General features: G+C 70.0%; 20 protein-coding genes. 10 read left to right on the plus strand and 10 right to left on the minus strand.

The features are described from left to right. Positions 1-374: 374 nt before the first annotated feature. Entirely contained in the window at positions 375-2,330 is a 1,956-nt protein-coding gene (locus OG361_RS36205) for an APC family permease (protein WP_405860439.1), read from the minus strand. 247 nt (positions 2,331-2,577) lie between these two features. Next, positions 2,578-2,760, minus strand: coding sequence for a hypothetical protein (locus OG361_RS36210; protein WP_231076020.1), 183 nt, complete (start codon positions 2,758-2,760; stop codon positions 2,578-2,580). A 161-nt stretch (positions 2,761-2,921) separates the two neighbouring features. Here OG361_RS36210 and OG361_RS36215 point away from each other — a divergent pair, with 161 nt between their 5' ends. Further along, entirely contained in the window at positions 2,922-4,760 is a 1,839-nt protein-coding gene (locus tag OG361_RS36215; RefSeq protein WP_405860442.1) for an APC family permease, read from the plus strand. 126 nt (positions 4,761-4,886) lie between these two features. Beyond that, a complete protein-coding gene (locus OG361_RS36220; protein ID WP_405860444.1) occupies positions 4,887-5,642 on the plus strand; it encodes a DUF4118 domain-containing protein in 756 nt (251 codons plus the stop codon). Here the strand turns inward: OG361_RS36220 and OG361_RS36225 are convergent. The 6 genes from OG361_RS36225 to OG361_RS36250 form a co-directional block, all read right to left on the minus strand. Next, positions 5,620-6,156, minus strand: coding sequence for a hypothetical protein (locus OG361_RS36225; RefSeq protein ID WP_405860446.1), 537 nt, complete (start codon positions 6,154-6,156; stop codon positions 5,620-5,622). The two genes, OG361_RS36220 and OG361_RS36225, sit on opposite strands and share 23 nt — an antisense overlap. A gap of 54 nt (positions 6,157-6,210) precedes the next feature. Then, the gene (locus tag OG361_RS36230; protein ID WP_405860448.1) at positions 6,211-6,975 is read right to left on the minus strand and encodes a GNAT family N-acetyltransferase; all 765 of its coding nucleotides are present in this window, start codon (positions 6,973-6,975) and stop codon (positions 6,211-6,213) included. Positions 6,976-7,048: 73 nt separating this feature from the next. Further along, positions 7,049-7,126, minus strand: a complete 78-nt coding sequence (locus tag OG361_RS36235; protein ID WP_374119830.1) for a 50S ribosomal protein bL37 — start codon at positions 7,124-7,126, stop codon at positions 7,049-7,051. Positions 7,127-7,149: 23 nt separating this feature from the next. Beyond that, positions 7,150-7,959, minus strand: coding sequence for an SDR family NAD(P)-dependent oxidoreductase (locus OG361_RS36240; protein WP_405860450.1), 810 nt, complete (start codon positions 7,957-7,959; stop codon positions 7,150-7,152). A gap of 262 nt (positions 7,960-8,221) precedes the next feature. After that, positions 8,222-10,354 (minus strand): potassium-transporting ATPase subunit KdpB, encoded by a 2,133-nt coding sequence (kdpB, locus tag OG361_RS36245; protein ID WP_405860452.1) that lies wholly within the window; start codon positions 10,352-10,354, stop codon positions 8,222-8,224. Positions 10,355-11,099: 745 nt separating this feature from the next. Beyond that, positions 11,100-12,326: a serine hydrolase domain-containing protein gene (locus OG361_RS36250; protein WP_405860453.1), complete on the minus strand. Its 1,227-nt coding sequence runs from the start codon at positions 12,324-12,326 to the stop codon at positions 11,100-11,102. A gap of 295 nt (positions 12,327-12,621) precedes the next feature. Here OG361_RS36250 and OG361_RS36255 point away from each other — a divergent pair, with 295 nt between their 5' ends. The 4 genes from OG361_RS36255 (at position 12,622) to OG361_RS36270 (ending at position 16,708) form a co-directional block, all read left to right on the plus strand. Then, complete coding sequence (locus OG361_RS36255; RefSeq protein WP_405860455.1) at positions 12,622-13,398, plus strand: MerR family transcriptional regulator; 777 nt, start codon at positions 12,622-12,624, stop codon at positions 13,396-13,398. A gap of 394 nt (positions 13,399-13,792) precedes the next feature. Continuing rightward, the gene (locus tag OG361_RS36260; protein ID WP_405860457.1) at positions 13,793-13,957 is read left to right on the plus strand and encodes a hypothetical protein; all 165 of its coding nucleotides are present in this window, start codon (positions 13,793-13,795) and stop codon (positions 13,955-13,957) included. A gap of 151 nt (positions 13,958-14,108) precedes the next feature. Then, entirely contained in the window at positions 14,109-14,198 is a 90-nt protein-coding gene (gene kdpF, locus OG361_RS36265) for a K(+)-transporting ATPase subunit F (protein WP_231076030.1), read from the plus strand. Between the two features lie 98 nt (positions 14,199-14,296). Next, complete coding sequence (locus OG361_RS36270) at positions 14,297-16,708, plus strand: ATP-binding protein (RefSeq protein ID WP_405860460.1); 2,412 nt, start codon at positions 14,297-14,299, stop codon at positions 16,706-16,708. Between the two features lie 203 nt (positions 16,709-16,911). Here OG361_RS36270 and OG361_RS36275 read toward each other — a convergent pair whose 3' ends face one another. Beyond that, positions 16,912-17,703: an ABC transporter permease gene (locus OG361_RS36275; protein WP_405860462.1), complete on the minus strand. Its 792-nt coding sequence runs from the start codon at positions 17,701-17,703 to the stop codon at positions 16,912-16,914. Next, positions 17,700-18,662 carry an ATP-binding cassette domain-containing protein gene (locus OG361_RS36280; RefSeq protein ID WP_405860463.1) on the minus strand — a complete coding sequence of 321 codons (963 nt, stop codon included), beginning with the start codon at positions 18,660-18,662 and terminating at the stop codon, positions 17,700-17,702. The genes OG361_RS36275 and OG361_RS36280 overlap by 4 nt, the downstream gene beginning before the upstream one ends. A 203-nt stretch (positions 18,663-18,865) precedes the next feature. On the opposite strand from OG361_RS36280, the gene OG361_RS36285 reads away from it, so the two are divergent. The 4 genes from OG361_RS36285 to kdpF (OG361_RS36300) all read left to right on the plus strand — a co-directional run bounded on the left by OG361_RS36285 (position 18,866) and on the right by kdpF (OG361_RS36300) (position 20,629). Further along, complete coding sequence (locus OG361_RS36285) at positions 18,866-19,600, plus strand: helix-turn-helix domain-containing protein (RefSeq protein WP_405860465.1); 735 nt, start codon at positions 18,866-18,868, stop codon at positions 19,598-19,600. Between the two features lie 214 nt (positions 19,601-19,814). Beyond that, on the plus strand, positions 19,815-20,243 hold the full coding sequence (locus tag OG361_RS36290) for a hypothetical protein (RefSeq protein ID WP_399221932.1): 429 nt from the start codon (positions 19,815-19,817) through the stop codon (positions 20,241-20,243). Positions 20,244-20,387: 144 nt separating this feature from the next. Next, on the plus strand, positions 20,388-20,543 hold the full coding sequence (locus OG361_RS36295; protein WP_231076036.1) for a hypothetical protein: 156 nt from the start codon (positions 20,388-20,390) through the stop codon (positions 20,541-20,543). Beyond that, the gene (kdpF, locus tag OG361_RS36300; RefSeq protein WP_056647661.1) at positions 20,540-20,629 is read left to right on the plus strand and encodes a K(+)-transporting ATPase subunit F; all 90 of its coding nucleotides are present in this window, start codon (positions 20,540-20,542) and stop codon (positions 20,627-20,629) included. Before OG361_RS36295 ends, kdpF (OG361_RS36300) begins: the two co-directional genes overlap by 4 nt. Positions 20,630-20,637 lie beyond the last annotated feature (8 nt).

Consider the following 20,637-nt stretch of genomic DNA (forward strand, 5'->3'; position numbering starts at 1 on the left):
GATCGCCCTGCGGGACCCCATTGCACAACTCCTGCTAGCCAGAACTACCAGCAACGGCCAAGAAGGCTCCCAAGGAGGCGAGTGACGTGGATGGGAGCGAGGGGGCAGGCTGGGCCAGCTCAGCGAACAAGCGGTTGTTCGGCGCAGGGTGGACCGGCGCCGTCCGGTCAGCGGTCCCGGCCGCGGCCTGCTGTCGGTGAGAGGAGTGGGTCGGTCAGCGTGTGCTGCACGTCGTGCGCGGTCAAATGCACCGTTCCCGTTTCTCGTTCCGCGGTACGCCCCACCGGAATCGGCGGGGCGCGGTCGCGGATCGCGGGTGCAGCTGCACTGGACCTGGCGTTCTGCCGGATCTGGCTCTGGGGCTGGTTCCGGTGTCAGCCGACGTGGACGCGGGGGCGGCGGTCGCGGTCCGGCTCCGCCTCGCGCAGAACCTCGCGGGTGACGGGGGCGACCTCGCCCTGGCCGAGCAGGAAGAAGCGGAGGAAGTTCGCGAAGGGATTGCCCTCGGTCCACTCGAAGTAGACGTGGGGGCGCGTGCCGGTGGTGTCGCGAGCGTGGAGGAGGAGGGCCGCGAGGGCGTTGGGGACCGAGGAGGACTCGACCGTCAGGACGCGGTAGCGGTCGTGGAGCACTTCACCGCGGACGGTCAGGCCGGCTTCGAACTCGGAGGGGTCGGTGACGGTGACCTCGACGAAGACGAAGTCCTCGGTGGTCGGCAGATCGTTGTCGGCGCGGATCTGCTCGATCTTGTCGCGGTACTCGGCCACGTCCCGGTTGTCGGGTTCGTTGGCGATGAAGCGCGGCGTGCGGCGGGAGATGTCCTGGATGAAGCGCTCGGCCATCTCGTCGAGGTCGACGTGGGTGACGCGCAGTTCGAAGGCGCGGCCGAGGCGCGAGAGGAGGGAGATGAGGATGATGCCGGCGATGAAGCAGGCTCCGATCTTCACGCCGTCCGGGCGCTCGATGACGTTGACGACGGTGGTGTAGAGGAAGACGGCGGAGATGACGCCGAAGCCGATGGTCCAGCCGCGCTGGCCGGCCTTGCGGGCCGCGATGGTCACGGCGATGGCGGCCGAGCAGATCAGGACGAGGACACCGGTGGCGTACGCGCCGCCCTGGGCGTCGACGTCGGCGTCGAAGATCCAGGTGACCAGGAACGCCACGAGGGTGAAGACGATGACCATGGGGCGTACCGCACGGGCCCAGTGCGGGGCCATGCCGTACTTGGGCAGGTAGCGGGGCATGAGGTTGAGCAGGCCGGCCATGGCGGAGGCGCCGGCGAACCAGAGGATGGCGATGGTCGAGACGTCGTAGACCGTGCCGAAGGTGTTGCCGAGGTACGCGTGGGCGAGGTAGGCGAGGGCGCGGCCGTTGGCGTCGCCGCCGGACTCGAACTCCTCGTGGGGGATGAGGACGGTCGTGATGAAGCTCGTGGTGATCAGGAAGACGCTCATGATCAGCGCGGCCGTCGTCAGAAGCTTCTTCGTGTCCCGGATGCGGCCGGTGGGCTTCTCCTCCGTGTCCCCGGGGTCGCCCTGGACGTGCGGCATGACGGCGACGCCGGTCTCGAAGCCGGACAGACCGAGCGCGAGCTTGGGGAAGACGAGCAGGGCGACGCCGATCATGGCGAAGACGTTGCCGTGTTCCGCTGTCAGGGCGGCGGTCCAGTCGGTGACGACGTGGCCCTCGGTGAGGACGTGCCAGAGGCCGTTGACCACGACGACCGCGTTGAGCGCGAGGTAGATCCCGACGAGGACGACGGCGACGCCGATGGCTTCGAGGAAGCCCTTGAGGAACACCGCGCCGAGCAGTGCGATGAGCACCATGGTGATCACGACCTGCTTGTCGTGCAGGGCTTCGGCCAGGTGGGGGTTCTCCACCAAGTGGGTGGAGGCGTCGGCCGCGGACAGGGTGATGGTGATGAGGAAGTCGGTCGCGGCGAAGCCGAGGAGGGTGAGGACGAACAGCTTGCCCTTCCAGAAGGAGAGCAGCCGCGACAGCATCGCGATCGAGCCCTCGCCGCGCGGGCTCTCCTCTGCCACCCGCCGGTACACGGGCAGGGCGCCGGCCAGGGTGACGATCACGAGCACGATTGTCGCGATGGGCGAGAGGAGACCGGCGGCCAGGGCGGCGATGCCGGGCTGGTAGCCGAGGGTCGAGAAGTAGTCGACGCCCGTCAGGCACATGACCCGCCACCAGCGCTGGCCCTTGTGTCCGGCGTCCGGCGCCGCCTCCCTTGGCCGGGAGGGTTTGCCCTTCCCCATGTCGGAGAGGCCCTCCAGCATCCACGCGCGCAGTCGTCCGGTGCGCGCGTCCGGTGTGGTGGCCATGGGGGTGCTCCTGAGCTGTGCTGGATGAGGGGTTCCGCCCGTCGTGCTGACGGGCCGGGCCAGCGTAAACAACGCGCCAACGACCGATCGGGGCGGGCGCGTCAGGAATGCGTCAAGATGCACCGGTCGGGCTCATCCTTGGTTCCCACCCACCGAGGGCGCCGGCGCTCTGTGAGACCGGAAGGCGCTGACGCGTGCCTCTGGGGGACCGATTCTCGTCCTTGACGGCAGGGCCCCGACGTCTGGATCACGGTCGGTAGACGAGCTCGATCAGGATGGCCGCGATGAGGAACCAGGCTCCTACGCCGAGCAGCCACATGGTGCCGTAGACGACTCCGAGGACGCTGACGGGCAGAGCAGCCGAGGCGAGCGACAGCGACATGCGTCGCATGCGGCTGTCGGCGGACGTCCGCGCGCTGTTCCGGTTCATGTCATGACCGTAGCTCCGTGGGCGCCCATGGTTCCTGAGCGCTCGCGTCAAGAAGGTGTGAAGAGAGCACCGTCGGGCGGCAAGAACCCGACAGGAAGCGCGGGGAGCCTGCTGACCGGGGCGCACCCTGAGCGGACCTGAGTACGAAGGAGACCACCCGCATGTCCGCTCTGACCACCGAGAACGGTGCCACGCCCGTCGTCGAGGAGCCCCCGGATTCCGGCGCACGCCACAAGCTGACCGCCGTCACCGGGCTCGCCGCCCTCTCGCTCGACGCGATGGCCTCCGTGGCGTACGGCCCCGAAGCGATCGTCCTGGTCCTCGCGGCGGCCGGCGGATACGGGCTCGGCTTCACCCTCCCGGTCACTCTGGCCATCGCGGGCCTGCTGGCCGTCCTCGTGGCCTCGTACCGGCAGGTCATCGCCGCCTTCCCGGACGGCGGCGGATCGTACGCGGTGGCGAAGGCGCACCTGGGCCGTCGCACCAGTCTGGTCGCCGCCGGTTCGCTCGTCCTGGACTACGTCCTGAACGTCGCCGTGGCCGTGACGGCCGGTGTCGCCGCCCTGACATCCGCGTTCCCCGAGCTGTACGGCGACCGGCTGTGGATATGCCTGGCGGTTCTCGTGCTGATCACGGGGGTGAACCTGCGGGGCATCGTCGAGTCGGCCCGAATGTTCATCGCCCCGACCGCCGTCTTCATCGGCGCGATCCTGGTGCTGATCGTCGTCGGCCTCTTCCGTGACGCCCCGGTCTCCACGGCCGCGTCCGCTGGCCACGCCTCCGCCCTCGCCGACAACGCCACCACCGTCGGCGCGCTGCTCCTGCTGAAGGCGTTCGCCTCCGGCTGCTCCGCCCTCACGGGCGTCGAGGCCATCGCCAACGCCGTGCCGTCGTTCCGTGCCCCCGCCGCCAAGCGGGCGATGCGCGCGGAGGTCGCGCTCGGCGCGCTCCTCGGCGTGATGCTGATCGGTCTGTCCGTCCTGATCTCCCGTTTCGGTCTTCAGCCGGTCGAGGGAGTCACCGTCCTCGCCCAGCTCGCCGACGCCTCGCTCGGCCACAACTGGGCCTTCTACGTCATCCAGTTCGCCACCATGGTGCTCCTCGCGCTCTCCGCGAACACGTCCTTCGGCGGTCTGCCCGTCCTGCTGAAACTGCTCGCGCGAGACAACTACCTTCCGCACGTCTTCGGCCTGAAGGCCGACCGACAGGTCCACCGCCACGGCGTCGTCTGGCTGGCCGTCGTCTCGGCCGGCCTCCTGGTCTTCTCCGGCGGTGACACCAACACCCTCGTGCCGCTCTTCGCGATCGGCGTCTTCGTCGGCTTCACGATCGCCCAGACCGGGATGGTCCTGCACTGGCGCCGCGGACGAGGCCCCCGCTGGGCGGCGAAGGCCCTGCTCAATGGCCTCGGTGCCGTCCTCACCGGGGTCTCCGCGATCGTCGTCACCGCCACCAAGTTCCACGACGGCGCCTGGCTGATCGTGATCGCCCTGCCGGTCCTCGTCCTCGTCTTCGAGTCCGTGCACCGGGCGTACGGGCGGATCGGCGAGCGCCTCGGTGTCGGCCGGGTCCCCGAGCCTCCACATCGGGAACGCTCCCTGGTCCTCGTGCCCGTGTCCTCCCTGACCCGACTCACCAGCGAGGCCCTCACCGCCGCGGTCTCCCTCGGCGACGAGGTCCGCGCCCTCACGGTCTGCCACCCGGACCCCGAGGACCTGGCTGCCACCGAGGCGCTGGAACGCGACTGGGCCCTGTGGAACCCGGGCGTCACCCTGGTGCGGCTCCCCTCGGAGCGCCGCTCTCTCGGCCGGCCCATCACCGCCTACGTACGCGACCTGGGGACGACCGAACCGGGAACCCGCGTCACCGTCCTCATCCCGGAGGCCGAGCCCGAGCACCTGTGGCAACGCGCACTGCAGAACCAACGGGGCGCGGTCGTCGCCCATGCCGTCCGCCGCGACACGAACGCCGTCGTGTGCCGACTCCGTTTCCGCTGCTGACCGCTTCCCGCTCCCGACCGTCAGAGATCCATCAAAGACGCCTCCGCCCGGTGCCACCCACGCCGCACCGGGCGGAGGCTTGACATGACAGAGGGAGAGTGGGGGCCGGATCCTGCGAGGTGGGTCATGAAGGTTCCGCTTCGGGACGCAGCCGCGGTGGCGGCCGGAGCCCTGGCACCGTTTGCCGCGGCCCTTGTGTTGATGCCGCTGCGGACGTCCGTCACGCACACCAATGTCGCGCTGCTGCTCGTTGTCGTGGTCGTGGCTGTTTCGGCGTTCGGCAACTGGTTCGCCGGTGCGCTCGCCGCTCTGTCGGCCGCCGCGTGGTTCGACTTCTTCCACACCGAGCCGTACCAGAGCTTCCACATCGAGGACCGGGCCGAGATCGAGACCGCCGTCCTGCTCCTGGTCGTCGGCCTGATCGTGTCCCAGCTGGCCGCGCGCGGTCGGACCATGAAGCGGGTCGCGGTCACGGATGCCACACATCTGGAGCGGCTGCACGGCACGACCCGCCTGGCCCGATCGAGTACGTCCTCCGACGACGTCGTCCAGCAGGTGCGGCAAGAGCTGGTCGAGGTGCTGGAGCTGAGGGCGTGCCGTTTCGAGTACGGATCGCTGCTCGGGCGCCCGCCGCGTCTTGACCCGGACGGGACGGTGAAGGTGGACGGCTGGATCTGGGACCTGGAGCGGCAGGGCTGGCCCGAGGGTGAGATCGAACTGCGTGCCATCGTCCACGGGCGGCATCAGGGCCGCTTCCTGCTGACCCCCGAACCCGGCACCGTACCGCCGTCACTGGAGGCCCGGCTGGTCGCCGCCGACCTGGCGGCTCAGGCCGCCGCCGCGCTGGACGACGAGGTGGTCAATGTAGGCCCGAGATCGTGAAGACCGAGTGAGCCGTGTCCCGCTCGACGCGGCGCGCGAGCCGGTCGAGGTCCCGCACGCCTTCCTGGAGGGTGCCCTCCTCGTACGAGGTCCGTGCGTCGGTTTCCAGGAGCAGCCAGAGCGGCGGATTGGCGAGGAGGACGCGCACGTCGATCTGGGCCCTGCCACCCTCCGTGTCGGTCAGCACGAGGCGCTGTTCGATCCCGTCCGGCCAGCGGACGACGGCGAGCCGGTCCGTGCGTACGGTCGTCCGGGTCCACAGGCCCTGAACGGTCAGCCGGCCCGGTGCCGCGACGACCCTGGCGGGCAGCAGGACCACGAAGAGTGCGACGGAGAGGGAGATCCACAGCAGCGCGGTCGGCAGGGCCAGACCGCCGTCGCAGGCGTCCACGATCAGTGACAGAGCCAGCAGGAGGCCGGCGCAGCCGACGGCGGCGTAGGCCTCGTCGGCCCACTTGCTGTCGTGGACGGTGAGGTCACAGTGTTTTGGCTGCGGGACGAATCGGGGCTCCATGGAACGGACGCTAGATCCACGGCCGCCTGCTGTCGGTGTGCCTTGACGGGGTGTCTATGCCGCCTCGGCCAATTTTGACGCGTGGCTGACGGGTCCGGCGATGTGGTGGACGTATTCGTGGGCCAGCCGGAAGCCCGCGGTCCAGGCGAGGAGGCGGCTGGGGCGGTTGTCGCGGGAGCAGGACCAGCTGGCGAGGTGGCCGCGCGCCGCGATGTCGGCGGTCAGCCCGGAGACGCAGGCCAGGGCCAGGTGTTGACGGCGCTCGTCGGGCGCGGTGGCGCAGGCGACGTCCTCGTAGCGGCTGCCGACGTACCGGCTGCACGCCACGGCGAGGACCCGGCCCTTACGCACCGCGACCCAGCCGGCGCCCGATGCGGCGAGGGCGGTGGGTCCTTCCCAACTCCCGTGGATCCAGGACATGGACGGGTCGAGCGCGGCGAGCGCCGGGGCGTCCTCGGGGGTCAGGCGGCGGACGGTCACGCCTCGGGGGACGCGGGGCGCCATGGCTTCGGCGCGGTGGATGTAGAGCATCCGTTCCCACGGTACGAGCTGCTCGAAGGCGGCGCCCAGGGCGGGCAGGAAGCGGTCGGCCGTCTCGATGTAGTGCCCGGCGAGCGGGGCCAACTCCGTCGGAGTCACGGCGGTGGGATCGCCGGCCAGGAGGGCGTGATCGCCGCACGAGACCGCCACCACGCGCGGACGGTCGGCCCGGTCGGTCCACCACTGTCCGTGGCCGGTCGCGAGGACGTGCTCGGCGAGAGCCGCCGTACCGGGAGCACCGGTGAGGAACGCCCGGGCGTGGGACGGGTGCGGGATCACAGGACCTCCTGGTACGGGAAGTACGGAATGGGAAAGGGGGGCGGCCCGGATGCGGGGCCGCCCCCCCTTTGAGTCAGCGCTGTCCGGCCTTGCGGCCGTGGTTCGCCTTCTTCTTGCGACGATCCCGCCGCTTTCTTGCGCGCTTCGACATGAGGGGTTGTCCTTTCAGGTAGGTCAGGCGCTCTGACCGACGAGGAGGTCGGCGAGCTTGGTGAGGCGCTTGACGGTGCGGGCCTCGGAGGCGGCGGGCGCGGGAGCGACCCGGTGATCGCGGTCGTAGTAGGCGCCGTTGACGATCTCGACGGCCGGGTCGCAGAGCCGCACGACGTGGGCGGCACCCTCGGCCGGCGCGGCGCCCTCGTGGGCGTACAGGGGGAGGAGGCTGGTGGTGCAGATGCCGGGGTGGACGGAGACGGCGGTGACCCGCGGGTCGGCCGCGAAGACCGTCAGGGCGAGCTGCGACTGGGCGTAGGCGGCGAGGCGCGAGTAGCGGCGGACGCGGTTGGGGTCGTTCCACGCGATGGAGCCGGTGCGGTGCAGCGAGGACGAGACGTTGACGACCCGGCCGCCGGGGTCGGTGGTCAGCGCCGGTTCGAGAAGGTGGGTGAGCAGGTAGTGCGCGAGGAAGTTGACCTGGAACGCGATCTCGTTGCCGTCGGCGGTGACGGTGTGCCGCTCGGGCGCCGCCATGCCCGCGTTGTTGACGAGGACGTCGAGGTGCGGATGCTCGGCGAGAACGCGGGCGGCGAGCCGCTCGACCTCCTCCAGGCGGGTGAAGTCCGCGCCGAACGCGCACAGCCGGGACCCGTCGACGTCGGCGAGGGTGACGAGCCGGTCGGTGGCGGCGTGCGCCTCCTCGGCCGTGCGGCCGTGGACGAGCACTGTGGCGCCGCGTTCGGCGAGGAGCCGTGCGGTCTGGTAGCCGATGCCGGAGGTGGCGCCGGTCACCAGGACGGTGCGGGAGGAAAGGTCGGATACGGACATGACTGGTCAGTCCCTCGGGAGTGAAAGGTGTGTACGGGTACGAAGAAGGGGCGCCGGACAAGGGATGTCACGACGCCCCGGGGTGATGCGGAGGTACGTCAGCGGCGGGCGGACGTCTCCGGACAGCGGGGCTCACGACGGGGCGCCCGATGGGGCGGCCGGTCGGTCAGGAGCCACGCGCTGTTCATGGTTCCCATCGAACCCGCGCCGGAGGTCTCGGACAAGGCGAACGACGGTTCCCTGACGCCCTACTGATGAAGGTTCACCCGAGGCCGGGGACGGTGGAGACGAGCAGGTCGATGACCTTGATGCCGAGGAAGGGCAGGACGAGTCCGCCGAGGCCGTACACCAGGAGATTGCGGCGCAGCAGGTCGTGCGCGGAGGCGGGCCGGTAGCGGACGCCGCGCAGCGCGAGGGGGATCAGGGCCACGATGATCAGGGCGTTGAAGATGATGGCCGAGGTGATCGCCGAAGTGGGGCTGTGCAGCCCCATGATGTTCAATGCTTCGAGCCCCGGGTACGCCCCCGTGAACATGGCCGGGATGATGGCGAAGTACTTCGCCACGTCGTTCGTGATCGAGAAGGTCGTCAACGCGCCTCGTGTGATGAGGAGTTGCTTGCCGATCTCGACGATCTCGATGAGCTTGGTCGGGTTGGAGTCGAGGTCGACCATGTTGCCGGCCTCTTTCGCGGCCGACGTGCCCGTGTTCATGGCGACACCGACGTCCGCCTGGGCCAGCGCGGGTGCGTCGTTGGTGCCGTCGCCGGTCATCGCGACCAGCTTCCCTCCCTCCTGCTCCTTCTTGATGAGGACAAGCTTGTCCTCGGGGGTGGCCTCGGCGAGGAAGTCGTCGACGCCGGCCTCGTGGGCGATGGCGCGCGCGGTGAGCGGATTGTCGCCGGTGATCATCACCGTACGGATGCCCATCCGGCGCAGCTCCGCGAACCGCTCCTTGATGCCGTCCTTCACCACGTCCTTGAGGTGGACGATCCCGAGGACACGGGGCCCGTCCCAGTCGTTGACGGCCACCAGGAGCGGGGTGCCTCCGGCGCCCGAGATCTGGTCGCTCCAGGCGCGCGCCTCGCCCGGCACCTTGCCCCCGTACATCTCGACCCAGGCGATGACCTGCGCCGTCGCGCCCTTGCGGAGGTGGCAGGCGGCGCCGTTGTCCCAGCGCAGGTCGACGCCGCTTATCCGGGTCTGCGCGCTGAACTCCACGAACCGGGCATTCGCCAACTCGCCCTCGGCGGGAGCCCGCAGCCCGTACCGCACCTTGGCCAGGACCACCACGGACCGGCCCTCCGGGGTCTCGTCGGCGAGTGAGGCCAGCTGCGCGGCGTTCGCGAGCTGCGCCTCCTCGACCCCCGGCAGGGGCACGAAGTCGGCGGCCTCCCGGTTCCCCAGGGTGATGGTCCCCGTCTTGTCGAGGAGCAGGGTGGTGATGTCCCCCGCCGCCTCGACCGCGCGCCCCGACATGGCGAGGACGTTGCGCTGCACGAGCCGGTCCATACCCGCGATGCCGATCGCCGAGAGCAGCGCGCCGATCGTCGTCGGGATCAAGGTCACGAGCAGGGCCACGAGCACGGTGGTGGACGGGACGGCGCCCGCGTACGAGGCCATCGGCTGGATCGCCACGACCACCAGGACGAAGACGACGGTGAGCGCGGCGAGCAGGATGTTCAGCGCGATCTCGTTCGGCGTCTTCTGCCGGGACGCACCCTCGACGAGGGCGATCATCCGGTCCATGAAGGAGTGGCCCGGGCGGGAGGTGACCCGTACGACGATCCGGTCCGACAGGACCGTCGTCCCGCCCGTCACTCCCGTCCGGTCGCCGCCGGACTCATGGATGACGGGCGCGGACTCTCCGGTGACGGCTGACTCGTCGACCGCCGCGACCCCGTCGACGACGTCACCGTCTGCCGGGATCAGCTCGCCCGCCTCGACGAGCACGAAGTCGAAGAGCCTCAGGTCGGTGGCGGCGACGGCCTCCGTCTCCGCCCGGTCGAGGTCCGTCCCGTACCGCCAGTGGCGCAGCCGCAGCGCCACCGTGTCCGTACGCGCCCGGCGCAGCGACTCGGCCTGGGCCTTGCCGCGGCCCTCCGCCACCGCCTCGGCGAGGTTCGCGAAGATCACCGTCAGCCACAGCCAGACGCTGATCACCCAGGTGAACACGGACGGGTCGAAGAGTGCCGACAGCGTCGTGAGCACCGAACCGACCCCGACGACGAACAGCACGGGATTGCGCACCAGAGTCCGCGGATGCAGCTTGCGCACGGCCTCGGGGAAACACTTCACCAGTTGTACGGGATCGAGCAGGCCACTGCTCCGTGCGGAGCGCCGCCGCTTCGGCCCGGGGGCCGGGTTGCGCGGCGGAGCGGACGGCGGAGCCGACATGGGTGGAGCGGAAGGCGCCTGCTGGGGCGCGCGGGAATGCATCGCGGAAGACCTTCTGATGAAGCCCGGCAGCCCGATCGGCGCAGGCCGGGAGAGCACGGGCCGTCCTCGTCCGCGCCCCGTGGGCGCACGGGGAGTTCCCGGCACCCACAGGACGGCTGCGGACGGACAGCGACGCTCATGGTGCGGGGGCACGGCTGCCGGATGGGAGGGGCTGCCGTGCCCCCGCGGTCCGGGACGATCAGGCCACTGACGTCCGCGGCCCGGTGAGCGACCGAGAAGAAAGCTAGGCCCACCAGGAGACGGAAGTCGCATCAGAACACCCGAATTGACGCCTCTCTGACGGCTGTTGGCCGCCGCCGTCAAGGCCACATCAAATCGGACCGAAGGAGCGTCAGGGCCACGTCAACGCCGTCGGGCGGTGGCCGGAACCGACCGCAGACTCCTCACCACGGGGGATTGGACAGCCGTCCGAGGTGTGAGGTGGGAGGGATGCGTGGCCACCACTGCCGGTAGCGCACACGGTCCGGAAATGACGGCCCGGACCGTCACCACCACACCCACGACGGCTGGACGACCGGTGGGCCGTTCCGGTCCGCGACAACGCGGGGGTCGCGGACCGGACGGCCGTCCGTCAGCCCTGCCGGCAACGCGAGCAGGACGCCACCGACGAGGAATGACGCCCGGCGCCTGCCCCGGGCTCTTGTCTCTGACCCCAGCCGCGAGGTAGCGGTCGAGCTCGTTGTCAGTCGATGGCCTGGTAGAGCGTGGTCCAGAAGTCGTTCATGGCGCGCGGCGAGTCCGGGGTGGACAGTCCGACCTGGGTGAGCAGGACTCCGGTGAGCTGGTTGGTCCTGTCCGCGTAGGCGGTGGTGCCGGTGCCGCCGAACCAGCCGAACTGGCCGATGGGCGCGTAGTCGCCGCGATGTGTGCGGACCGCCATCCCGAAGCCCCAGCCGCCGTGCGACCCCTGGCCGGACGACAGGTGGGCGACGTTGCCGAACATGGCGTCCCGGGCGGCTAGTTGCTCGGACGAGAGACGGTTGGTGGTCATCAGCTCGACGGCGGCCCGGGACAAGATCCGTTCGCTCCCGTGCATTCCCTGGTTCAGCAGCATCTGGAAGTAGGCGTGGTAGTCGTCGGCGGTGGAGACCAGCCCGCCGCCGGCGCCCTGGAACGCGGGGGGCACGCTGGACCTTCCCCCTGCCGCCTCGTCCCACACGACGAACTCGCCGGTCTGCGGGTCGGGCCCGTACAGGGGCGGCAGTCGGTCGATCTTGTCGGCGGGCACGTGGAAGGCGGTGTCCTTCATCCCCAGCGGATCGAGGACGCGCTCGCGCAGGAACGCCTCCAACGACTGTCCTGTGACCCTGGAGACAAGCACGCCGACCACCTCGTTGCTGAGGTCGTACTGCCACCGCACTCCGGGCTGGTACTGCAGCGGCAGCTCACCGAGGCGGCGCATCCACTCGTCCGGCTCGGGCGCCGGCCCGGAGGCCACGCTGTAGTCGAGACGCTCGAAGGTCGCGGCCCTGATCGGGGAAGCCATCGACTCGAAGTCCACCCCGAGACCGAACGTGGAGGTCAGCAGGTCCCGTACGGTGATCGGGCGCTGTGCCGGCACGGTGTCGTCCAGCGGCCCGTCGGGCCGCTTCAACACCTGCCGGTCGGCGAGTTCGGGCAGCCACTGATCCACCGGGTCGTCCAGCCGCAGCCGGCACTCGTCGAGCAGGATCATCGCCGCCGCCATCGTGACCGGCTTGGACGTGGACGCCATCCGGAAGATCGTGTCCCGGCGCATCGGCGAGCCACCGTCATGACGCATCGTCCCGATCGCTTCGACGTGCGTCTGGCCGCCGCGGCTGACCAGGGCGACAAGGCCGGGAATCTTCTTGGACTCGACATGCCGTGCCAGCACCTCGCGCAGTCGGCGCAGCCCTGCGTCGGAGAAGCCGCTGTTGCTTGTTCCCATGATGAAGCTCCTGTTCACGGTGTGAGTTCTCACGGCGGCCCTGGTGGCTGCCTGGCCCTTCGACCGGCCATGTGAAGAGCCTGCAGCCTTGACCCACGGTCAAGGTCAACCCCCTGTCGCGATCAAGGGGTGACCAGTACCGACCGAGGGCGTCCCGGACCTCCTCGGCGGCAGGAGGGATGGGCTGGAACTGGTGCGCGCTATCCTCGCCCCTGTGATCGTCCGGACTTCCCGGCCGTCGCCGACGCGGTTCGCGAGACCGCGGCCGCCCACGACCTGGAGGTGTGCCGAGCCGATGGCAGACGGGCTCACGATCGGTCAGGCGGCGGCGTTCGTCGGTGTCACGATCAAGACCGTGCGGCACTATCACCGGCTCGGCCTGGTCGCCGAGCCGGAACGCGCCCGTTCCGGCTACCGCCGTTACGGATCGGGCGAACTGTTCCGGCTGGTCCAGGTCCGGACCCTGGCCGCGGCCGGCGTGCCACTGGCCGAGATCGGTGACCTGCTCGACGCTGATCCCCAGACGTTCGCCACCACCCTGGACGACGTCCATCACCAGCTCACCGAACGGATCGACGACCTGATCGCGCGCCGCGACAGGCTGCACCGTCTCGACCACGGCGACCGGGCCCTGCTTCCCGACCGGGCCTGCGCGGTCTTGGACCGACTCGCCGAACTCGGCTTCGGTCCCGACTATGTGGCCGGTCAACGGGAGGCTCTGGTCCTGACCCGGGCGCTGGTCCCGGAGATCTTCGACAGCTTCCTGAACCGGCTCGAACACTCGCTTGGCGATCCCCAGTCTGTCGAGCTGACCAAGCGCGGCTGGGACGCGAGGTCCTGGGACCCGGACGACCCGCGGATCGAGGAGCTGGCATCCACGCTGGCCGACAAGCTACTGGCCAACCGCGCGCTGCTGGCGATGCCGACCGAGTTCCGGAACCAGTCCGACGCCGCCTCCCGGTACGGAATGGTCAACCACCACCGGGAAGACCAGTCACCGTCCATCGCCCGGTTGAACACGCTGATCGAGGCGAAACTGCGCGCAGCCGGCATCGCCGTTCCGCGTCAGTGAAGGCCGCCCAGCGGGCCCGGCACTGCGGCGAGACGGGGAGCGCCTCGGCACACAAGCGGCCCTGCTCCTGGCCCTCGGCTTCACACTGCTTGCCGTACTCGTTCTGCTCCAGTGGTAGATAGCGCGCCGCTTTCAGCGCAGCCTCAACCCGGGCCTGGTCGCCGCCACCGCCTGCGCCCTCCGTGCCGTCTTCCTCGGCTCCCAGGCGCTCACTGCCACCTCTGGCGGGAGCTGTACAGAATCACCTTCCCCGGGGAGCGGCCGCCGCGGCGTTTGCGGGGTCCCAGCGGGACGACCGCACCGTCCGCTCCATGGTCGCCGCCGGTAGGCGGGAGGCCGTCTCGTTCGCATCAGCTGGGAACTGGAGAGGTTTAACGCCCACTTCGGCGCGTGGATGAAAGCCCTCGACGAGGTCACGGCCATCAGCAGCCGGGCCTTCGGCACGGCCGCCGACGACGGCAGCGCGCTCGCCGGGTGCCTGCCCTGGGCGGTCGCCTGCCCTCTCGCCGCCATCCTGGCCGTCCTGGGGCTGCGACCACGCATTGCCGAGTTCCGCTGATCGAGCGGCTCCGCGCAAGGGATCCGACAAGACGCCGTCAGCATCCGCCGGGACCGCGCAAGGGACCCGTCAAGGTGCTCGTACGCGCGCCGCGCGCCGGGTTTCCTCGCAGCAGGACACCCGTCGGGAATCACCAGGGAGTGAACCGCTCATGAGCGTGGAGAACGTGGTCGGACTGATCGTCGCCGTCTGCCTCGTCGGCTATCTGGTGGCAGCACTGATCCGACCGGAGAAGTTCTGAACCTTCCCGCACCGTCGGAGCCTGTCGACCCGGAGGTCCGTCCGGGGAGGCTCAAGGTCTTCGTCGGTGCCGCCACCGGGGTCGGCAAGACTTATCGCATGCTGGACGAGGGCAGACGCAGAGCCGCGCGCGGCGCCGACGTCGTCGTCGGCATCGCCGACTGCCGCCGTCGCCCTCACACCGAGGCGATGCTCGCGGGCCTGGAGACGTTGGAGCCTGCCCGCGCCGTCCACGGCAGCCGGGTTCGCCCAGAGCTCGACCTCGACCTCGACCGGGCCCTGCGTCGCGGACCGGCCCTGATCCTCGTCGACGACCTCGCCCACACCAACGCGCCGGGCCACCGCAACGCCCACCGCTGGCAGGACGTCGAGGAACTCCTCGCCGCCGGCATCGACGTCGTCACCACGGTCAACGTCCAGCACCTGGAGTCGCTCAGCGACGTCGTCGAGAAGATCACCGGGGTGCCGCAGGGAGAGACCGTGCCCGACGCGGTCGTCCGCCGTGCCGACCAGATCGAGCTCGTGGACATGGATCCGCAGGAACTGCGACGCCGGATGGCCCACGGCAACATCCACCCACCCGAGGACGTCGACGCGGCCCTCGCCAGTTACTTCCGTACGGGCAACCTCATCGCGTTGCGTGAACTGGCCCTCCTGTGGGTGGCCGACCGGGTCGACGAGGCCCTGCGGAAGTACCGCTCCGAGCGCGGGATAGGTGGCGTATGGGAGATACGCGAGCGGATCGTCGTCGCCCTCACCGGCGGCCCGGAGGGCGACACCCTGATCCGGCGCGCGAGCCGGATCGCCGCGCGGACCGCCCAGGGCCGGCTGCTCGCCGTGCACGTCGTCCGCAGCGACGGCCTCGCGGCCGGTACGTCTTCCGCGGCCCTCGCCCGCCAGCGGCAGCTGGCCGAGAGTCTCGGCGGCACCTTCCACACAATCGTTGGGGACGACGTCCCCACGGCCCTGGTGGAGTTCGCCCGGGCCGAGGACGCCACCCAGCTGATCCTCGGTACCAGTCGGCGCGGCCGTCTCGAACGCTTCCTGACGGGCCGGGGGATCGGCGAGACGACCGTCGCGCTCTCCGGCGACATCGACGTCCACACAGTCACCCACGAGCGCGCGGGGCACGGCCGGCTGCTGCCCTCCCGCCGTCGTACGCTGCCGGTCTCTCGCCGCGTCGCCGGGCCGCTCACAGGGCTCGTCCTTCCAGTCCTGCTCACCCTGCTGCTGGACCACACGCGGGGAGTGTTCAACCTGACCAGCGAGGCGCTCCTGTTCCTCGCCACCGTCGTCGGCGTCGCCTGCCTCGGTGGGGTCGTCTCGGCACTCGTCGCCGCGGTCACCGCGTCGCTGCTGCTCAACTACTGGTTCATCCCACCCGTGGGCGCCTTCACCTTCGCCGACGCGGACAACATGCTCGCCCTCGCGGTGTTCGTCCTCGTCGCCGCCGTCATGGCCGGTGCCGTCGACCGCTCCCTCCGCCTGTCCAGACGCGCGGCCCGGGCCACCGCCGAGGCCGAGACCCTCTCCTCGCTCGCCGGTTCGGTGGTACGCGGTGACCACACGGTGGCGGCTCTGCTCGCCCGTACCCGGGAGATCTTCGGCGCCGAGTCCGCCGAACTCGTACCGGCCGCACAGCTCCCCGCAGCCCATGCGGGCGAAGCCGCCGTCAGCCAAGTCACCGTCGGCGACGGCCACTTCCTCGTCCTGCGCGGCCGGACCCTGCCGTCCTCGGACCGCCGTGTCCTCGCCGCCTTCGCCGCCCACGTCACCGCGGCTGCCGAGCGCGCCCGGCTCGCCGAGGCCGCCGCCGAGGTGGAGCCCGTCCGGGCCGCCGATCGCATGCGCACAGCCCTGCTCGCCGCCGTCAGCCACGATCTGCGCACGCCTCTCGCCGCCGGATGGGCAGCCGTCGCCTCCCTGCGTAGTACCGACGTGGAGTTCACCCCGGACGAGCGCGACGAACTGCTCGCCACAGCCGACGAGTCCATGGCCCGACTGGCCCGGCTCATCGACAACCTCCTCGACATGAGCCGCCTCCAGGCAGGCGCCCTGAACCTCTCACTCCGCCCCACGGCTCTGGAAGAAGTCCTGGCCGCAGCCCTCGACACCCTGCCCGCCGACGCGCCCCGACCTGTCCTGCGCGGCTTTGAGCAGGCTCCGCAGGTCTTCGCCGATCCACCGCTGCTCGAACGCGTGATCGCCAACCTTGTGGGCAACGCCAGCCGCTACGCACCACCCGCCCACCCCGTCCTGCTCACCGTGAGCGCCCTTGCCGGCCGAGTGGAACTGAGGGTCGTCGACCGCGGCCCCGGACTGCCTCCCAGCGACCGGGAGCGGGTCTTCGAGCCGTTCCAGCGCATGGGTGACACGGACAACACCACGGGGGTCGGCCTCGGCTTGGCCCTCGCCCGCGGCCTCACCGAGGCAATGTCCGGCACGCTGACCCCGGAGGACACCCCGGGCGGCGGCCTGACGATGGTCGTCTCGCTGCCCTGCGCGGTCTGAGACGGCAGACGGTCGTGGAGCGGGTGATCGATGACACGCGGGCAAGGTTCGGCGGCACGGGATGGACGTGCAGCAAGAGTGGTCGCCTGAGGAGCTGTTGGTGAACTGGAAGCTGGTAGACGGCGATTGGGACCTGGTGGCGAACAAGAGCGGGGCGACCCGGCTCGGCCGGCTAAGTGGTCCAAGACCGGCAACTGAGCCGCTCACGGGGTGGGCTCGCGGTTGTAGAGCTTCTTGGCCCACAGGTAGCCGCCCAGGGTGATCAGGGCGCACCAGCCGATGGCGAGAAGAGCGTTGTTGCCGATCGGGGTACCCATCAGCAGTCCGCGCAGGGTCTCGATGAAGGGGGTGAACGGCTGGTAGTCGGCGAACCATTTGAGCCCAGCGGGCATCGAGTCGGTGGGGACGAATCCGCTGCCCATCATCGGCAGGATCATCAGTGGCGTCAGCATGTTGCTCGCGGCCGCGACGCTCTTGGCCATGATGGCCAGCGCGACCGACAGCCAGGTGAGCGCGAAGATGATGAGCACGAGCATGCCGATCACGCTGAGCCATTCGCCGAAGTCCGCGGTCGGCTCGAAGCCCACCAGAAGTGCGACGCCGGTGACGACGGCCATGCTCAGCAGGGTCTGGGTCAGGCTGCCCAGCACGTGGCCGGTGAGCACCGAGACCCGGGCGATGGCCATGGTGCGGAACCGGGCGACGATGCCCTCGGTCATGTCGATGGCCACCGAGATCGCGGTGCCCTGGGCCGCGGTGGCCGCGGTCATCAGGATGATGCCGGGGACGACGTAGTTCACGTAGGTGTCCCGGCCGCCCGACGGACCGCCGAGGCCGCTGCCGAGGATGCCGCCGAGGACGTAGACGAACAGCAGCAGGAAGATCACCGGGACCCCGGCGGCGGTGAGGGTGAGCGTCGGGTAGCGCAGCATGTGCCGCAACTGGCGGCGAAGCATGGTCGCCGAATCGGTGAAGGCGTGGGTGGCGGTGCTCATCGGGCGGGCTCCTGTTCCGCGACGCGGTTGTCCGTGAGCGCGAAGAAGACGTCGTTGAGATCGGGGGCGTGGACCTGGAGTTCGTCCACGGTGAGCGAGGCGCGGTCGAGCCAGTCGAGGAGTGCGCGCAACGACCGGACGTCGCCCTGGCTGGCGACCTGCAGAGTGAGTGCCTCATCGTCGCGGGACACCACGTCCAGGGTCCGGGCCGCATAGTCGTGGCCGCGTGCGTCGGCGAAACGCAGGGTGACGTGGCCGCCGCCGACCTGCCGCTTGAGCTCCTCCGGCGTGCCCTGGGCGACGATCTTCCCCTGGTGCAGCACCGCGACGCGGTCGGCAAGCTGGTCGGCCTCGTCGAGGTACTGGGTGGTGAGGAAGATCGTGACGCCCTCATCGGTCACCAGCCGGCGGATGATCTCCCACATGGTCTGCCTGCTGCGCGGGTCCAGCCCGGTGGTCGGCTCGTCGAGGAAGATCACCCGGGGTCGGCCGACCAGCGTCATCGCGAGGTCCAGGCGGCGGCGCATCCCGCCGGAGTACGTCATCGCGGGCTTGCGGGCCGCGTCCACCAGGTCGAAACGCTCCAGCAGGTCGGTGGCGCACTGCCGTCGTTCCCGGCGGGGCAGGTGGTGCAGGTCGGCCATCAGCAGCAGGTTCTCCTCGCCGGTGAGGAAGCCGTCGACCGCGGAGAACTGACCGGTGACACCGATCGTGGCACGGACCGCGTCCGGATCCCGCACCACGTCGTGGCCGGCGACCCGCATCTCCCCGGCGTCGGCGCGGATGAGCGTGGACAGGATCTGCACCATCGTGGTCTTGCCCGCGCCGTTCGGGCCGAGCAGCGCGAAGACCGATCCTGTGGGGATGTCGAAGTCGATGCCGCTCAGCACCACGTGGTCGCCGTACGCCTTGTGTACGGCGGTCGCCGTGAGCGCGGGGTGAACGAGGTCGGTAGGCATGGGATTCGCTTCCGTCGATGAGCTCCGGACCTTCACGTCTCTATGAAAATTACGTTGCATGCATCAAATCAGCAATCACGTTAACGTGAAGCAACGGAGTATTCCCAGGTAGATGAGGTAAATCGTTGCATGAGGCATGAGGACTAATGCAACGGATTGCGTTGCATTAAGCTGGCTCCGACGGCAACAGCGGAGGACACTCGATGCCTGGTGACAGACTCACCCTCCAGGACCGGCGGCAGATCGCCGCGGGACTGCGCGAGGGACTGACCTACGCCGCCATCGGCCGCCGCATCGGGCGGCCGACCTCGACCGTCACCCGCGAGGTGGTGCGCAACGGTGGGCCGCGCGGCTACCACGCCGAGGCGGCCCACCAAGCCGCCGCACGGCACGCGCGTCAGGACAGGACCACTGCGCCGACAACCTCACCGGGAAGAGTCGACCTCGGCGGGCGCGATCCACGGCTCGTGGACGAAGTGAGCGCGCAGAGCGTGGAACTGATGGTTCAGGCCGGGCTCCCGCAGATGATGGCCAAGGTGCTCGCCGCGCTCTTCACCACCGACAGCGGCAGCCTCACCTCGGCGGAACTCGTGCGACGCCTGCACGTCAGCCCCGCCTCCATCTCCAAGGCCATCGGCTACCTGGAAAACCAGGCACTCGTCACACGCGAACGCGACCCCCACAGTCGCGCCGAACGCTACGCCATCGAAGACGACGTGGTGTTCCAATCGATCATGGCCAGCGCGCGCAACCAAACCCAGATCGCCGAGGCTTGCACGACCGGAGCCCGGAAACTCGGCGCCACCACCCCCGCCGGCGCTCGACTGGACAACACGAGCCAGTTCCTCCTCCACGTCATGGATGACCTGGTCCGCTCGGCCGAGTACTGGCACAAGATCTACTCCACCCGCCCTCGAGAGACATCCGAAACCGACTGAGCGGGTCATGCCGCCCTGCGCATGCGCGACGACGAACGCCTCTCGCTGCGCGAGATCGCCTCCCGCCTCGTCATCCGAACCGGCAAGAAGGGCGGCCAGCACCCAGCCCCGGCCACCGTCATGCGCATGCTGCGCGAACACGACGAGCCCCGCGCGGCGAGAACCTCGACATCGCGATGGCCGCCCGGGAGATCAACCCGACGATCCGGTGGTCGTGCGGCTGTACGACGACGACTTCGCCGCCACGGTCTCCGCCACGATGCGCGCCTCGTATCCCGGCGCGCTCACCCGCAGCCGCAGCGTCTCCGCCCTCGCGGCGCCGGCGTTCGCCGCCGCGATGATGGGACGCCACGTGCTGGGCGTCATGCCGGTCGAGCGCGGTTCGCTGCTCTTCACGGCCGTCGACGTGGCCGGCCACCCCGAGCTGGAGGGCCGCTCGGTCCACGAAGCGTTCCGGGGGAACGAGTGGCGGGTACTCGCGGTAGGGGCGGGGGCCGTGCCCCGGCGCCAGCCGGGGACACCCTGGCAGGGTTCCGCCTCGACCGGATGCCCGGGTTCGACTGGCGGCCGGTGCACGGCAGGGTACTGCGTGCCGGGGACCGGGTCGTCATGGCGACGAGCCGCCAGGGGTTGGACGTGCTGATGTCCGGGGTACAGCCGCACCCTCCGGGGCGCCGGGGGGGGGGCGGGGGAGTGACCTGGTTCCGAGCCGGGAGCCATGAAGCCGTAGGGGACGCGTCAAGAGCACGCTGCGGGGCGTAAGAGGGACGTTAACGAGAGCCGTTCCTTGGCTGAAACGCGGTTTTCTCGTCTCGTCCGAGAATCCGTTCTTCCTTCTTCCTGCATCCGGGAGCTCACGATGGCCGACGTGGCCTTCGTCGTCATCACGGTCGCGATCTTCGCGCTGGTGGCCTTCATCGCCAAGGGGGTGGCCAAGCTGTGAGTGCCGAAAACATCATCGGTCTGCTGGTGGCCGCCGGTCTCCTCGGCTATCTCGTCCTCGCCCTCGTCAAGCCGGAGAGGTTCTGAGGCACGAC

It is taken from the genome of Streptomyces sp. NBC_00090 (assembly GCF_045160815.1).
Lineage (GTDB): Bacteria > Actinomycetota > Actinomycetes > Streptomycetales > Streptomycetaceae > Streptomyces.

Excerpts from the sequence above, each read along its gene's own strand:
- OG361_RS36205 (WP_405860439.1), bottom strand. The coding sequence starts at position 2,330 with ATGGCCACCACACCGGACGCGCGCACCGGACGACTGCGCGCGTGGATG.
- OG361_RS36210 (WP_231076020.1), bottom strand. The coding sequence starts at position 2,760 with ATGAACCGGAACAGCGCGCGGACGTCCGCCGACAGCCGCATGCGACGC.
- OG361_RS36215 (WP_405860442.1), top strand. The coding sequence starts at position 2,922 with ATGTCCGCTCTGACCACCGAGAACGGTGCCACGCCCGTCGTCGAGGAG.
- OG361_RS36220 (WP_405860444.1), top strand. The coding sequence starts at position 4,887 with ATGAAGGTTCCGCTTCGGGACGCAGCCGCGGTGGCGGCCGGAGCCCTG.
- OG361_RS36225 (WP_405860446.1), bottom strand. The coding sequence starts at position 6,156 with ATGGAGCCCCGATTCGTCCCGCAGCCAAAACACTGTGACCTCACCGTC.
- OG361_RS36235 (WP_374119830.1), bottom strand. The coding sequence starts at position 7,126 with ATGTCGAAGCGCGCAAGAAAGCGGCGGGATCGTCGCAAGAAGAAGGCG.
- OG361_RS36240 (WP_405860450.1), bottom strand. The coding sequence starts at position 7,959 with ATGTCCGTATCCGACCTTTCCTCCCGCACCGTCCTGGTGACCGGCGCC.
- kdpB (WP_405860452.1), bottom strand. The coding sequence starts at position 10,354 with ATGTCGGCTCCGCCGTCCGCTCCGCCGCGCAACCCGGCCCCCGGGCCG.
- OG361_RS36250 (WP_405860453.1), bottom strand. The coding sequence starts at position 12,326 with ATGGGAACAAGCAACAGCGGCTTCTCCGACGCAGGGCTGCGCCGACTG.
- OG361_RS36255 (WP_405860455.1), top strand. The coding sequence starts at position 12,622 with ATGGCAGACGGGCTCACGATCGGTCAGGCGGCGGCGTTCGTCGGTGTC.
- OG361_RS36260 (WP_405860457.1), top strand. The coding sequence starts at position 13,793 with ATGAAAGCCCTCGACGAGGTCACGGCCATCAGCAGCCGGGCCTTCGGC.
- kdpF (WP_231076030.1), top strand. The coding sequence starts at position 14,109 with ATGAGCGTGGAGAACGTGGTCGGACTGATCGTCGCCGTCTGCCTCGTC.
- OG361_RS36270 (WP_405860460.1), top strand. The coding sequence starts at position 14,297 with ATGCTGGACGAGGGCAGACGCAGAGCCGCGCGCGGCGCCGACGTCGTC.
- OG361_RS36275 (WP_405860462.1), bottom strand. The coding sequence starts at position 17,703 with ATGAGCACCGCCACCCACGCCTTCACCGATTCGGCGACCATGCTTCGC.
- OG361_RS36280 (WP_405860463.1), bottom strand. The coding sequence starts at position 18,662 with ATGCCTACCGACCTCGTTCACCCCGCGCTCACGGCGACCGCCGTACAC.
- OG361_RS36285 (WP_405860465.1), top strand. The coding sequence starts at position 18,866 with ATGCCTGGTGACAGACTCACCCTCCAGGACCGGCGGCAGATCGCCGCG.